This is a genomic window from bacterium (genome assembly GCA_040754625.1).
Taxonomy (GTDB): Bacteria; JACRDZ01; JAQUKH01; order JAQUKH01; family JAQUKH01; genus JAQUKH01.
The window spans coordinates 1-12,925 of the sequence record JBFMCF010000033.1; the positions used below are offsets into that span (position 1 = coordinate 1).

Annotated in this window: 16 protein-coding genes, 1 tRNA gene and 1 other RNA gene; 1 reads left to right on the top strand and 17 read right to left on the bottom strand. The window is 38.7% G+C overall.

Going from position 1 to position 12,925, the window contains the following annotated elements:
* Positions 1–89: 89 nt before the first annotated feature.
* The 4 genes from AB1498_02335 to AB1498_02350 all read right to left on the bottom strand — a co-directional run bounded on the left by AB1498_02335 (position 90) and on the right by AB1498_02350 (position 1,847).
* Positions 90–416 (bottom strand): hypothetical protein, encoded by a 327-nt coding sequence (locus tag AB1498_02335; protein MEW6087126.1) that lies wholly within the window; start codon positions 414–416, stop codon positions 90–92.
* Positions 407–634, bottom strand: coding sequence for an ABC-three component system middle component 6 (locus tag AB1498_02340; GenBank protein MEW6087127.1), 228 nt, complete (start codon positions 632–634; stop codon positions 407–409). Before AB1498_02340 ends, AB1498_02335 begins: the two co-directional genes overlap by 10 nt.
* Positions 621–1,511, bottom strand: a complete 891-nt coding sequence (locus AB1498_02345; GenBank protein ID MEW6087128.1) for an ABC-three component system protein — start codon at positions 1,509–1,511, stop codon at positions 621–623. Before AB1498_02345 ends, AB1498_02340 begins: the two co-directional genes overlap by 14 nt.
* A gap of 144 nt (positions 1,512–1,655) precedes the next feature.
* Positions 1,656–1,847 (bottom strand): helix-turn-helix transcriptional regulator, encoded by a 192-nt coding sequence (locus AB1498_02350; protein ID MEW6087129.1) that lies wholly within the window; start codon positions 1,845–1,847, stop codon positions 1,656–1,658.
* Between the two features lie 91 nt (positions 1,848–1,938).
* Here AB1498_02350 and AB1498_02355 point away from each other — a divergent pair, with 91 nt between their 5' ends.
* On the top strand, positions 1,939–2,535 hold the full coding sequence (locus AB1498_02355) for a recombinase family protein (GenBank protein MEW6087130.1): 597 nt from the start codon (positions 1,939–1,941) through the stop codon (positions 2,533–2,535).
* A 21-nt stretch (positions 2,536–2,556) separates the two neighbouring features.
* On the opposite strand, the gene AB1498_02360 is transcribed toward AB1498_02355, so the two are convergent.
* The 13 genes from AB1498_02360 to AB1498_02420 form a co-directional block, all read right to left on the bottom strand.
* Positions 2,557–2,817, bottom strand: a complete 261-nt coding sequence (locus AB1498_02360; protein ID MEW6087131.1) for a GIY-YIG nuclease family protein — start codon at positions 2,815–2,817, stop codon at positions 2,557–2,559.
* Between the two features lie 550 nt (positions 2,818–3,367).
* A complete protein-coding gene (locus AB1498_02365; GenBank protein MEW6087132.1) occupies positions 3,368–4,312 on the bottom strand; it encodes a thiamine pyrophosphate-dependent enzyme in 945 nt (314 codons plus the stop codon).
* Positions 4,313–4,366: 54 nt separating this feature from the next.
* The gene (locus tag AB1498_02370; protein ID MEW6087133.1) at positions 4,367–5,542 is read right to left on the bottom strand and encodes a transketolase C-terminal domain-containing protein; all 1,176 of its coding nucleotides are present in this window, start codon (positions 5,540–5,542) and stop codon (positions 4,367–4,369) included.
* A 108-nt stretch (positions 5,543–5,650) separates the two neighbouring features.
* On the bottom strand, positions 5,651–5,935 hold the full coding sequence (locus tag AB1498_02375; protein MEW6087134.1) for a 4Fe-4S binding protein: 285 nt from the start codon (positions 5,933–5,935) through the stop codon (positions 5,651–5,653).
* Positions 5,925–6,491 carry a 2-oxoacid:acceptor oxidoreductase family protein gene (locus AB1498_02380; protein MEW6087135.1) on the bottom strand — a complete coding sequence of 189 codons (567 nt, stop codon included), beginning with the start codon at positions 6,489–6,491 and terminating at the stop codon, positions 5,925–5,927. Before AB1498_02380 ends, AB1498_02375 begins: the two co-directional genes overlap by 11 nt.
* A 136-nt stretch (positions 6,492–6,627) precedes the next feature.
* Positions 6,628–7,230, bottom strand: a complete 603-nt coding sequence (gene recR, locus AB1498_02385; protein ID MEW6087136.1) for a recombination mediator RecR — start codon at positions 7,228–7,230, stop codon at positions 6,628–6,630.
* Positions 7,231–7,361: 131 nt separating this feature from the next.
* On the bottom strand, positions 7,362–7,682 hold the full coding sequence (locus AB1498_02390) for a YbaB/EbfC family nucleoid-associated protein (protein ID MEW6087137.1): 321 nt from the start codon (positions 7,680–7,682) through the stop codon (positions 7,362–7,364).
* A 116-nt stretch (positions 7,683–7,798) separates the two neighbouring features.
* Positions 7,799–9,589, bottom strand: a complete 1,791-nt coding sequence (gene dnaX / locus AB1498_02395; GenBank protein MEW6087138.1) for a DNA polymerase III subunit gamma/tau — start codon at positions 9,587–9,589, stop codon at positions 7,799–7,801.
* 117 nt (positions 9,590–9,706) lie between these two features.
* Positions 9,707–9,788, bottom strand: an RNA gene (ffs, locus tag AB1498_02400) — signal recognition particle sRNA small type.
* Positions 9,789–9,947: 159 nt separating this feature from the next.
* Positions 9,948–10,481 carry a peptidylprolyl isomerase gene (locus tag AB1498_02405; protein MEW6087139.1) on the bottom strand — a complete coding sequence of 178 codons (534 nt, stop codon included), beginning with the start codon at positions 10,479–10,481 and terminating at the stop codon, positions 9,948–9,950.
* A 130-nt stretch (positions 10,482–10,611) separates the two neighbouring features.
* A tRNA-Ser gene (locus AB1498_02410) sits at positions 10,612–10,702 on the bottom strand.
* A 5-nt stretch (positions 10,703–10,707) separates the two neighbouring features.
* Positions 10,708–11,094 carry a response regulator gene (locus AB1498_02415; GenBank protein ID MEW6087140.1) on the bottom strand — a complete coding sequence of 129 codons (387 nt, stop codon included), beginning with the start codon at positions 11,092–11,094 and terminating at the stop codon, positions 10,708–10,710.
* Positions 11,095–11,121: 27 nt separating this feature from the next.
* Entirely contained in the window at positions 11,122–12,924 is a 1,803-nt protein-coding gene (locus AB1498_02420; protein MEW6087141.1) for a PAS domain-containing sensor histidine kinase, read from the bottom strand.
* Position 12,925 lies beyond the last annotated feature (1 nt).

Consider the following 12,925-nt stretch of genomic DNA (forward strand, 5'->3'; position numbering starts at 1 on the left):
TTGGCGTTTAAATTCGTTGGTAAAGGTTCGTTTCGGTTTCATGATAGGTTCCTTTCTGCCCGTTTTGGGCTTTAGGTCCTATCAATAGTCTAACATATAATTACAGTTTTAGGGGTGCAGTCCATATCTAAGTTATCTGTAAGAACAAGTGTAATCAATACTTTATTATTTATAAGAAAATCTTTTACTAATTTGTATTCATTTCGCTTTGTTTCAGGGTCTATGTAAATGCTTTTGTGATCGGCTCCCAAACAAAAATCTATCAACTTTAAAACGGTTGTCTTGCCTACATTATTCCCAGTTGCTCTTTCATTACTATCCGGTGTTTCATCAATAATCAAATTAATACCTTTTCTAAAATAAATTTCACGAATTATTCGCCCCCCACTTGAGATAGTTAATAACCTTAAGAACATAATTCAACATCTCCATTTTTATTTAAAACAGCAACATTTAATAAAAATAACCAATCTAGGCACAATATAAAAACAGGAAAAGTCATGTCCCGATTTTGTTTTACATTTTGATATAAATCCAAAAGATTCTGTGTCGCTTGTTTTTGTAAGGCTTGTAATACAAATGCTCCATTGTAGTAAACACTGTGTTCTGGATGTATATTATCAGGTAGTAACATAATTATAATCCTTAGGATTTTCAAAAATTTTGCATCGAATAAATGCATCTACAACAAGAATATTTACGCAAAGTTCCAATTCATCAATAGGAATTTGAACAAAATTTGCACTTTTTTCTATTATTTCTTTGATTTTATCTATTACGGCAAAAAATAATTCATCATCTTTAAAAGTATTTTTTGCTTTTAAATACTCCTGCTTTATTTTAGCTAATACAGAACTGCTTTTATTTAATCCTTGGGTATCAAATTCTGCATATTTTTTATCAAGCCGGTTATAATGAATTGTATAATCTTCTATTATATATTTTGCACTGTTTAAATTATTATAGGTAATCTTACGCTCAATTTCAAAACTGTCCGTTGTGCTACATTGATCTTGATTGATCCAATCTTCTTTCGATAAAATATTTATAATTGCGGCTAGGTTTGAATCTAATTTAATAACGTTGACTTCATTACCCAATTCTTCATAGATTAAACGATAAATATTTTTTTGCTTATTGATTTCTAAAGTTGAAATAAATTTTAATATCGATGTAGTATCAAATATATCATTTAAAGGGTTAAAAATAACATTATGCGGATTTTTGTAAGTCTTGTTCCTTAAATTGCTTGCGTCTTTTGAAATTGAAATGAATTTAAAATTGTAATCAGGATGTCTTTTTATAATTTCTTTCTCTATTGCAGCTTCTATTTTTTCTTTTGTATTAGTAGCTGAAACCTGTACAATAATTTTGTTTGAATTATCAATCAAATCAATAGCTTCTACATTTTGAAGCTTACTATTTAAATTATTGAGATTCCAGTTGTAGAGTTGGTTAAAAAAATACATATAAAAATTTTCAGAGTGAATATGAAAATCCAAAATATTCAATTTACCTCTGGAATTTATTCTTACAGCAAGTACAGTTTGGCTTTTCTTCAATATAATTATAATATTTTGATCGGTTCATTATCTTATATTTTTCTTATAACCATAAACATTTACTATAAATTAGTCCAGTTATAAACTGTGTCTTCATTTTATTAAATTATCAAGAGATATATCGAACACTTTAGCTATTTTAATAAGTGTTTCAATTTTCGGGTTTTTAATCCCACCGTTTTCCAATTTTATAACCGTATGATAAGAAATATTTGCTTTTCTTGCCAGTCCTTCCTGGGTTAGATTCTTTTCTTTCCTTATTTTTGCCAAATTTTTAAGATACATAAATTCTCTCGACTTATATTACAATACATATTATTCTAATACATAGAATATGATTTCCTAATATGCATATTTTAATCTTAAAGGAGTTACTATGCAAGATAAATCACCGAAAATAAAATGCGCAATTTATACAAGAGTGAGCACAGATAATCAAGCCGAAGTCGAATTTAATTCCTGCGAGGCTCAGGAAGCAAAAATCAAATCCTTTATTGCCAGCCAGGAAAATATGGAACTTTTTAAAGTCTATTCTGATGCGGGTTGGACAGGGGCTAATATTAACCGTCCGGCATTAAGTGAATTGCTAAATGATATTAAACAAAATAAAATCAACCTTGTTGTCTCTTATAAAATTGACCGTCTAACCCGTTCGCCAAAGGATTTTTATCAGCTTATAGAATTATTTGATAAACACGGTGTAGATTTTATTTCGGTTACTGAAAGGTTTGATACTTCGACACCATCAGGGAGATTACTCCGTAATATTATGCTTACGTTTGCTCAATTTGAAAGAGAGCTTACCAGCGAAAGAACAAAAGACAAAATGCTGGAGCGCGCCCAAAAAGGCATGTGGAACGGCGGGATTGTGCCCTTTGGCTATAAAGCTGAAAATAAGAAGCTGATAATCAATGGAGATGAAGCTAAAATTATCCGTTCAATTTATGAAAACTTAAAATGTATTCTAAATTAAACACCGATTACGTTCCTCAATTTATAGCCGCTTTAGTAAAAATAAATCTCCATTAATCAATGCTATTTTCTTTCTTCTTGTCCATCGTTTGATCTGTGCTTCACGCTTCAGAGCTTTTGATCTGGTTTGATAAGTTTCTTTATAGGCGAGTTTTACAGGGGCATTATAGCTGGTATAATGCGCTTTTTTATTAAGATGCTCTTTGAAACGGCGTTCTATATTATTAGTTACACCTGTATATAAAGATTTATTCTTACATTCTAAAATATAAACAAACCACATAATTTTTGTCCCTCGACTGTGGTGAGAAAAATCGAACCACTTCGCTCGGGACACTTCTCCTCGCTTGTGGTGAGTGAAATCGAAACAGCCTGTGAATCAAAATGAAACGGCCTTCTAGCTTGCACTGAGCGAGGCCGGAAGGCCGAGTCGAAGTGGCTCCCCGGGCTGGGCTCGAACCAGCAACCCTTCGGTTACAAGTATCCTTTGAATTTCTTCAAAGCTTGGACTATCTCATTCCCTTGTCCGCCTTGGGCGGGTTTAGGGAGTGGGCGCTTCCCCCGATTTCCATCGGAGTACTCCCTTGCGGGATAGTCTCTGCACGTTTTCGCTTACGGACTCACATCAGCGAACTTCGCTCAGGATTACCTTACACCTTGGCGGCAATCAGGTTTTCCTGAATTCACCCACTTTTTCAACCACGATTTCTCGCGGAAGCTGCAACTTTTTTACAGCCGAATGCTCCACCATTGAGCTACCGAGGAATTATTTTTTTAACACAATTATTAATACTTATCCAATGGCAGGATAAGAATTAATAAAATATTCAAATTTATTTTGTTTTATTTGCTTCTTCAGTAATAGAACACAGTTTCAAAAGCCTGTCCCATTTTTTATCCACATATTCCTGCAGCTCCTGCAAAATATGTTCATTCGCAGGAGTAAAAAGATGGCGGAACCTGCCCTGTTTCTCCAGCCATTCTCTAATCGGCTTTCTTTCTTTAGGATTATAGTTCATCTTATACACGCCGTTTTCAACTTCATAAAGCTGCCAGAAACCTGTTTCCACCGCGAGCCTCGCGAGTTCAATGGATTCCTCTCCAGGATACCTCCACCCAAGCGGGCACGGGGATAGAACGTTAATAAAACTAGGGCCGTCTACTTCTAAAGCTTTCTCAACCTTTTTCATCAGGTCATTCCAATGGCTGGGAGATGCCTGCGCGGCATAAGGTATATCATGAGCCACAACACAGGCTGTTAAATCCTTCGGGTATTCCTTTTTACCATAGGCCTCTTTTCCCGCAGGCGACGTAGTCGTATCCGCGCCGCGCGGCGTAGCGCTTGAACGCTGAATCCCGGTATTCATATACGCTCCGTTATCATAACAAATCACAAGCATTCTGTGCCCGCGTTCCAACGCGCCGGAAAGGCTCTGGAAACCAATATCATAAGTCCCGCCATCGCCTCCAAAGGATATAAACCTTATATCTTCCTTTATTTTTCCTTTTTTCTTTAACGCGCGGTAAGCGGCCTCAGTCCCGCTCAGGGAAGCCGCGGAATTTTCAAACGCGACATGAAGGAAAGAAGATTTCCACGATGTATAAGGATAAATAGTTGTAGAAACTTCCAGACACCCTGTGGCACACGCCACAACCAAAGGATTTTTAGCCGCTTTCGTGACCATACGGCTGACAATCGCCGCGCCGCAGCCCGGGCATAACCTATGCCCCGGTGCTACAATTTCTTCCCTGGCTGATAATTCTTTTAAAGAAGCCATAATTCTCCCAAAATTTGTTTAAGCCGTTTAAACAGTTTGAACCGCTAAATTTATTTATTCCCTCACTCCCACATAATTCACAGAACTCTGCACTTTCCCTGTAAGGTTAATATCCCTGATATTATTGCATATGTTCCATATATCATTAGGGGTTATTTCCCTGCCCCCCAAACCATATACATAATTTACAACTTTTATCTCCGCGTTCCTTCCAAAAAGGGCCGCGCGGACATCATTAAATAAAGGCCCGCCCACTCCGTTAAATCCCAGGGATCTGTCCATTACCGCAAGGACCTTTATTCGTTTTAAAGCCTCGGCCAGTTCTTCCTCGGGAAACGGCCGGAAACATCTTATCTTAATAAGGCCTATCTTATACCCCTTCTCCCTGACCATATCCACAACCGCTTTAGCTGTCCCGGCAGTTGAACCTAAAACTATCAAAGCCAGCTCGGCGTCCGCCATACGGTATTCTTCAAATAATCCATAAGAACGGTTAAATTCTTTTTCGAAAGCCCTGCCTACTTCCTGGATGACTTTTTTCGCGTTAACCATTCCCTCAGCCTGCTGTCTTTTATGTTCAAAATAATAATCAAAAAAATCAAGAGGGCCATAAGTCACGGGCTGTGAAGGATTGATCAAAGGGTGTTTCGGAATGTAATTCCCTATAAATTTTTTGACCTTATCGTCTTCGTAAGTCGAAAGTGTTTCCAGCGCGTGGCTTATTATAAAACCATCCAGCGTAATCATTACCGGGAGCATCACATCGGGATGCTCCGCAATCCTTAAAGCCTGCACCGCGTTATCATAAGCTTCCTGCGAATTCTCGCTGAAAATCTGTATCCACCCGGAATCGCGGCAGCCCATCGTATCGCTGTGGTCGCAATGAATATTTATCGGGCCTGATAAAGCCCTGTTAACCACGGGCATAACAATAGGCAGGCGGTATGACGCCGCGATATAAACTATCTCCCACATATAAGCAAGACCGTTTGACGAAGTTGCTGTCATTGCCCGGACACCGGCGGCTGATGCCCCGATGGTAGCGCTCATGGCGCTGTGTTCACTGTCCATCGTGAGAAACTCAGTGTCCACCTGTCCATTAGCCACATAATCGGCGAATTTCTGCATTATACCGGTTTGAGGCGTAATCGGGTACGCGGCCACAACTTCCGGATTTATTTGTTTCATTGCGTATGCCACGGCTTCATTACCCGTCATTGCTTGGCGCATTATTTCATCTCCTATCTTTTTAAACCAAAAAAACTAAAAACGAAAAAACTAAAAAAACCAATAAAGATTTCGGTTCTTAAGTTTTTCAGTTTTTGGTTCTTCAGTTTCTTACTCTTCTTTCACCATCTTAATCGCCTTTATCTTAGGCGGACACTCTCTGGCACAAATACCGCATCCTTTACAATGATCATAATCGAACTTTTCAATCTTACCGTTTTTCACAATAATCGATGAATCAGGACAATATATCCAGCAGATAAGGCAATTAGAGCATTTTGTAGGGTCGTGGACCGGCCTGAACACACGCCATCCACCGGTTTTATATTTAACGGAATTACCAGGCTCGAGAATCAAACCGCCAATAGGTATTTCCTTCCATTTCTTATTGCTCACCTTTAACCTCCTGGTATGCCCGTCTTATGGATAAAATATTTCCCTCGATTATCTCAGGGCGGAATTTCTTGGAATATTTTTCCTTGAAATCTTTCACAACAACCTCTATATTTAAAGTTCCTGTCGCCCGGACCAGCGCGCCGACCATCGGGGTGTTAGGGATCGGTTTTTTTATGGTCTCGATGGAAATTTTCGTTGCGTCGACAGTAAAAATCTTTTTTCCCTGTAATTTCAGTTTTTCCCGCATTTCTTTAGGGGAATGAGGCGTGTTGATAATAATAATCCCGTCTTCCTTCAGACCTTCCAGCACATCAATAGTACCAATCAGGGAAGGGTCTAAAATTACCACTACCTGAGGGTTTTCTATATTGCTGTGTATATTAATGGGCACAGTATCAATGCGTGTAAAAGCCCTGATAGGCGCCCCCATTCGTTCAGCGCCGTACTCAGGGTTCGCCTGAACATATTTGCCGCCTGTAATTGCTGATTCAGCTAAAAGTTTAGCCGCTGTAACTACTCCCTGGCCGCCCCGCCCATGCCAACGAATTTCTAACATAAAACTTCTCCTGTTAACAATTGACAATTTAGCATTAACTATTGAGCATTTATTGTAAAACTAATTGTTAATTGTCAATACCCAATGCTCAATTGTCAATTAAAATGATAATTATATTATACTTCCCAACATCATGTCAAGTTATTTCACTCCTGCCCTCCATAGCCCTCACGAGGGTCACCTCATCCGCATATTCAAGGTCCGCACCCATCGGAAGACCATGTGCCAAACGCGTTATTTTTAGATTAAAAGGTCTTAACTGTTTCGCGATATACAGGGCCGTTGCCTCACCTTCCACATTAGGATTAATTGCAAGAATTACCTCTTTAATCCCGCCTTTTTTAACTTTTTCCACTAAACTGTTAATTTTAATATCATCCGGGCCAAACCCGTCTAATGGTGAAATTCTACCCAGTAAAATATGATAAACTCCGTGAAACCCCCTTGTTTTTTCAATCGCGATCAGATCACTTGGCTCTTCTACTACGCAAATAACTTTTGTATCCCTGTTTTGGTCGCTGCAGATATTACAAACATCAAATTCTGTCAGATTATTGCAAATCGAACAATAATGAATTTTATTTTTTACTTCCTGAATAGCATTTGCCAATGCATAAGCTTCGTCTTTCTCCGTCTTTAATATAAAAAATGCCAGGCGCTGGGCAGTCTTCGGGCCGACTCCCGGAAGTTTATTCAATTCATTTATTAATCTTTCAAAACTGTCTGAATAAAGTTTCATTTTAAATACAACCCCTCCTTCTTTCATTAGCAATTAACAATTGGCTATTGACAATTGACAATTATATTTATTTTACAATTAAAATTGTCAATTGCTAATTGTCAATGCTCAATTGTCAATTCAGAGCGGGGCTACATCATTCCGTTCAGTCCCGGTATATTCAATCCCCCGGTTAACTTGCTCATTTCAGAAGAAACCATCTCCTGCGATTTTTTTAAACCTTCGTTAATTGCCGCGAGAACTAAATCCTCGAGCATTTCCAAATCGTTCGGATTAACGACTTGCTGTTCAATTTTTATCTGGCGGAGATGCTGCCTGCCATCAAATATTACCTTTACCATACCGCCCCCGCTTGAAGCCTCCACAGTTTTATTTTCCAGTTCTTTCTGTATCCGTTTCATATCGGACTGCATTTTCTGAACCTGCGCAAGCATCGATGCCATTTTATTCATCCAGCCCTTCCTTTCTTAACATATTTTTTTTAATAAAACACTTATTATTTTTATCACCTAACTCTTTTTTTTACTTTTTAGGAAGGGCTGGATTCACCCCAATCCTTCCCATATACTTATGAGGGGCCGGGTTCATCCGGGACCCCTTTTTTATGTTTTGATTTTTTTATCTCAATAATCTCACCGCCGAAAGTGTCTAACGCCGATTTCAAAACAGGGTCTGATAAAATCATTTTTCGTTCACTTAAAAAATCCATTTCCTTTTTTTCTTCTTTTTTCGCCTTTCCTGTGTTTTCCCTGACAACACATTTAATCTGCATACTTTTTCCCGTCAATTCATTAACCGCCATAGATATAAATTTAAGGTTGCTGTTTTCCTCCACACGTTCTTTGTAAAACACATTATCAGGATAAAAGCCCAAACTAAATTCATTGTTTTTTTCATCCACTACTTCACAATGATCCAGTAAGTTCCCGAGCATGACCTTTTTTTCTTTTACCAAATGCACAATTTCTCTCCAGCAAGATTTAATGGGGCGTTTTTCCCCGGATTGAGGCTTGACATCCGCAGTTTGTGACTCGTGATCCGTGATCCGTTGTTCGCTGTCCATCAACCGGGACTTACCCTTTACGATTTGCTCATCCTCCTGCTTTTTGGACGGTTCATGAACCGCCCCTGCAGTTTGGGCAGGCACAAGACCTGCCCCTGCATTGCTCTTGACTGGTGACTGGAAACTGGTGGTCCCTCTTTGCTCCATACCCTCTGCTCTCTGCCCTATGCTTTTCGCCTCTTGCCCCTTGACCCTTACCTCTCCTTCTGCCTGCGTTATCTTCACCAGTGCCATTTCCATAAGAATTCTGGGGTAACTGGAACGCCGGATTTCCAATTCTGTTTCATTTAAAATTTTCATTATCTCCAGCAATCTTTCTTTTGTAAAGGCGTCGCGGTATTTTGCAATATTTTTTACTTGAGCAGGGGACAAATCCGCCAGAACACCGGTATCAGAGCCCGGGACAATAATTACCACCAGGATGTGCCTCAGATAATCAAGCATTGTTTTAATAAACTGGTTCAGATCATAACCTTTTCCCAAAAGCCGGTTCAAAAAAAACAACGCGCCTGGTGGGTCTCTTTTAACGATAATCTCACAAAATTCCTCCAAAATCTTTTCTTCTGTCAGCCCAAGAAAATCCTGGACATCTTTTTTTGTAATTTTTTTCCCGCTGTAAGACACTGCCTGGTCCAGAAGGCTTTGACTGTCACGCATACTCCCTTCTGACGCCTGCGCAATCATATAAAAAGCTTCTTCTTCAACATCCATGCCTTCCTTTTCTGCAATATATTTTAAATGTTTGACAATTTCAGGCACATTTACCCTCCGGAAATCAAATCTCTGGCACCGGGAAAGAATTGTTAAAGGGACTTTGTAGGGTTCAGTTGTCGCAAAAATAAAAATAACATGGGGAGGCGGTTCTTCCAGCGTCTTTAAAAGGGCATTAAAAGCCTCTTTAGTCAGCATATGGACTTCATCAATTATATAAATCCTGTATTTCCCGCTGACAGGCGCGAATTTAACATTTTCCCTTAAATTCCTGATTTCATCTATACCACGGTTTGAAGCGCCGTCAATTTCAATAACATCCATCGAGACACCCCTGGTAATTTCTTCACAGCTTATGCAGGTATTACAAGGGGAATAATCTTTTCTTTTTTCACAATCAAGCGCTTTTGCTAAAATTCTTGCCGCGCTTGTCTTCCCGACTCCCCGCGGCCCTGAAAAAAGATAAGCGTGCGCGATTCTATTCAAAGCCAATGCGTTTTTTAAAGTAAGCGCGACATGGTTTTGGCCGATTAATTCATCAAAATTCTGCGGCCGGTATCGCCGGGCAAGTACTATGTATGACATGTCGCTCCAATAATTAATGTAGGGGCGAGCCGTTGGCTCGCCCAAATAGGGCGATTCACCGAATCGCCCCTACACAAAATGGCATTGCCATGCACCTTATATGGTGCATGGCGGCGCAAGGTCAAAACACATAAAATCTCTATTTATCGCTGCTTCCTTCCGGACCTGGCGAGGTTCATAAATATTTTATCGCCTTTTCCAGGCGCCGCCAAAAATTTTTGCTTCTCAAAAATTTTGTGTAATTAGTAATTTGCATTTTGTAATTTGTTCAAAGTAAGATTAATTGTATCGGAAACATCAGTGAAAATTTTTCCCAAAATACAAATTACACACACAAAATACAAATTTAAAACAAATTTTATTTCTTCTCAATTGTAACTTTTTCCATAACATCGCCAACCGCGATTTTGTGGACAACGTCAATACCCTCTATCACCTGCCCGAAAACTGTATATTGGCCGTCCAAAAAAGGCGCCGGCGCAAGACATATATAAAATTGGCTGCCCGCGCTGTCAGGGGCATTGCTTCTTGCCATCGCGACTGTTCCTTCAAGATGCGGCTTCATATTAAATTCAGCCTTAATAGTATAGCCGGGCCCGCCTGTCCCGTTTCCTTTCGGGTCTCCCCCCTGGATAACAAAACCGGGTTCTCTTCTATGGAATTTTAGCCCATTGTAAAAACCCTTATTTGCAAGCTTCTTAAAGTTATCAACAGTGTTTGGCGCGTCGTCCGGGAAAAATTTAAAAATAATATTTCCTTTTTTTGTCTGGATTACTGCCACCTCCATAGTTTTTTCCTGGGCTTTACTTTCCACTTTACCTCCTTCTTCTGCTGATATCAGATTGGTTGTTAAAAAAATCCCAAACACCAATAACATAGCAATTTTTCTCATGAAATGTTCTCCTCCTTTAAAATTTGAATAACTGAAAATCGATAATCGAAATTTGACCGAATCGAAGATTTGTTCTAATCTATTCTCAACTTTCGATTTTCGATTCTCCGCCATTTTTGCTTCGCAAAAATGGCGGAGAGGCAGGGATTTGAACCCTGGGACCCCTTTAGGAGGTCACACACTTTCCAGGCGTGCCGATTAAACCGCTCTCGCACCTCTCCGAATTTTATCCTATAATCGCCTTAATTTTATCCATTAACTGTTCCTTTGTGACAGGTTTCTGGGCAAAATCCACATGATTTATCTTTTTCAACTGCCTCAGGATGCTTGGGCTTAAAACACTTACCACGAGTATTGGAATATTTTTAATCTTTTCATCCTCTTCTTTTCTGACATGCATAAAAAAAGCGTCACCCGACATGGGCTCCATGATAATATCCAGTATTATTAAATCATATTTTTTCACCTTCAACTGTTTTAAAGCCTCTTCCGCGTTACTTTCAAAATCAAAATTATACTTATCTTTCTGGTCATTGAAAAAAATCTCATAGATTTCCCGCATATCTTTGTCATCTTCAATAATCAAAATGTTTCTTATGTTGTTTTTTGTCATAACCGCCTCCTGTAAGATATTTTTTTCTCAATTGTTTTTTTTATTTTTAGGCAATCTGACTATTACCGTAGTCCCATGGTTCCTGCCTTTTGATTCAATTTCAATCTGTCCCTTATTTATTTCAACAAGTTCCCTGCATATTGTAAGCCCCAATCCTGAACCTTCAACAGCCGCGTGGCGCTTGTAAAATTTATCAAACACCCGGGATATGTCCTTTGCCTCTATGCCGCATCCCGTATCTTTTATACTTATTTCTATATAATCCTTTACAATCCTGCCTGAGACGAAGATTCCGCCTTTATTCGTAAATTTTATCGCGTTATCTATAATATTCTGCATTATAACCGATATATCATTTTTTTCCGCCCGGACAAAATTGGCGTATTGAGGTATATTTATCTCAAGCCCGATCTTTTTCTTATCAAGAAGATACCTGCTCCTTTTAATAATATTATCGAAAACAGATTTTAAAGAAACTTTAGTCTTTCTTTTTTTTAAAATCTTATTGTCTTTTGTTTCAAGCGCAAATAGTTCCAGGATATTATCAATATCTTTATGTAATTTTTTAAGATTTTCCGAAATTATACGGTATGCTTTTTTAATCTGGTCAATCTTATTAAATTCCAGTCCCGCTTTAAACACATCCACGGCCATTTCTGCTATGGCAACCGGTGTTTTTAAATCATGGGAAATATCGCGGATTAAAGTGTTTTTTATATGTTCTATCTGTTTACGTTCCGTGATGTCTGTCATAATGCCGAGTATGGCCTTTTCTCTTTCATAGGTTATTAATTTTGTTGCCAATATTGCTTCAATTCTTTTGCCTTCCTTTGTAATTAAAGAATATTCATAAGGCGGAACATTATAACCTTTCATATGCCTTATAAACGCCTTTTCCACAAGTTCCCTGGATTCCGGCGCGATTAATTTTCTAAAATCAAAACCAGGAGAATAAAATTCTTCTCTGCTATACCCCATGATTTTTTCACATATTTTATTAATATAAACTATTTTCCCTTTTTTATTTATAAATATCTGGTTAGGTAATTGTTCTGTCAGGTTCCGGAACTTTTCTTCCGATTCCCTCAAGGCCCTTTCCGCCTTCTTGCGCCGGGTGATATCCAGCGCAATATCAAGAACACCCTTGACTTTTTCTTTTTCATCTTTTATGGGGATCCCTCTAATCAGCCATTCCCTGCCGTCAGGAGCAAACATTTCCCTTTCTCTAAACCGTCCGGTTTTTACCGCCTCTGTCACCGGGCAATTTTGACACGGCTTATCCAACTTATGAAAAGCCTCGTAACAAATTTTACCCTTCAATTCATCCTGTGTATAGCCAAAAGATATGCATGTCGCTTTATTAGCCCATAAAATTCTATTTTTTGTATCCTGGTAAGCCACCAGGTCCACCATATTATCTAAAATGAGCAATTTATCATTTTCGCTCTTTTTTAAAGCCTGTACAACATTTTTCTGTTTTGTAATATCCGCTGATAAATGAATTGCCCCCACAAGGTTATTATTATCATCAAAAAGCGGCGTCGTCCTGATATAAAGCCATTTCTCCTGCCTGGGGATAAAGACCTCGGACATTTCAAATTTTTTACTCTCAAGCATTCTTTTATGAGGGCATTCTTCTATCGGTTCATCTGTTTCATGAATAATTTCATAACATTTTCTGCCCTGGAAATAAGCCGCATCTTTCTTTTTTGCGGACAAGATAGCCTTATTCGCTTTGATTATGGTGAAGTTTTTGTCCAAAAGATACACAAATTCCGACATTGTGTCAAATGCCGGCGACCAGAATTTCATATAATCTATCTGTTCCATT

Excerpts from the sequence above, each read along its gene's own strand:
- recR (MEW6087136.1), bottom strand. The coding sequence starts at position 7,230 with ATGAAACTTTATTCAGACAGTTTTGAAAGATTAATAAATGAATTGAAT.
- dnaX (MEW6087138.1), bottom strand. The coding sequence starts at position 9,589 with ATGTCATACATAGTACTTGCCCGGCGATACCGGCCGCAGAATTTTGAT.
- AB1498_02405 (MEW6087139.1), bottom strand. The coding sequence starts at position 10,481 with ATGAGAAAAATTGCTATGTTATTGGTGTTTGGGATTTTTTTAACAACC.
- AB1498_02415 (MEW6087140.1), bottom strand. The coding sequence starts at position 11,094 with ATGACAAAAAACAACATAAGAAACATTTTGATTATTGAAGATGACAAA.
- AB1498_02370 (MEW6087133.1), bottom strand. The coding sequence starts at position 5,542 with ATGCGCCAAGCAATGACGGGTAATGAAGCCGTGGCATACGCAATGAAA.
- AB1498_02340 (MEW6087127.1), bottom strand. The coding sequence starts at position 634 with ATGTTACTACCTGATAATATACATCCAGAACACAGTGTTTACTACAAT.
- AB1498_02335 (MEW6087126.1), bottom strand. The coding sequence starts at position 416 with ATGTTCTTAAGGTTATTAACTATCTCAAGTGGGGGGCGAATAATTCGT.
- AB1498_02350 (MEW6087129.1), bottom strand. The coding sequence starts at position 1,847 with ATGTATCTTAAAAATTTGGCAAAAATAAGGAAAGAAAAGAATCTAACC.
- AB1498_02390 (MEW6087137.1), bottom strand. The coding sequence starts at position 7,682 with ATGAATAAAATGGCATCGATGCTTGCGCAGGTTCAGAAAATGCAGTCC.
- AB1498_02420 (MEW6087141.1), bottom strand. The coding sequence starts at position 12,924 with ATGGAACAGATAGATTATATGAAATTCTGGTCGCCGGCATTTGACACA.
- AB1498_02365 (MEW6087132.1), bottom strand. The coding sequence starts at position 4,312 with ATGGCTTCTTTAAAAGAATTATCAGCCAGGGAAGAAATTGTAGCACCG.
- AB1498_02360 (MEW6087131.1), bottom strand. The coding sequence starts at position 2,817 with ATGTGGTTTGTTTATATTTTAGAATGTAAGAATAAATCTTTATATACA.
- AB1498_02355 (MEW6087130.1), top strand. The coding sequence starts at position 1,939 with ATGCAAGATAAATCACCGAAAATAAAATGCGCAATTTATACAAGAGTG.
- AB1498_02380 (MEW6087135.1), bottom strand. The coding sequence starts at position 6,491 with ATGTTAGAAATTCGTTGGCATGGGCGGGGCGGCCAGGGAGTAGTTACA.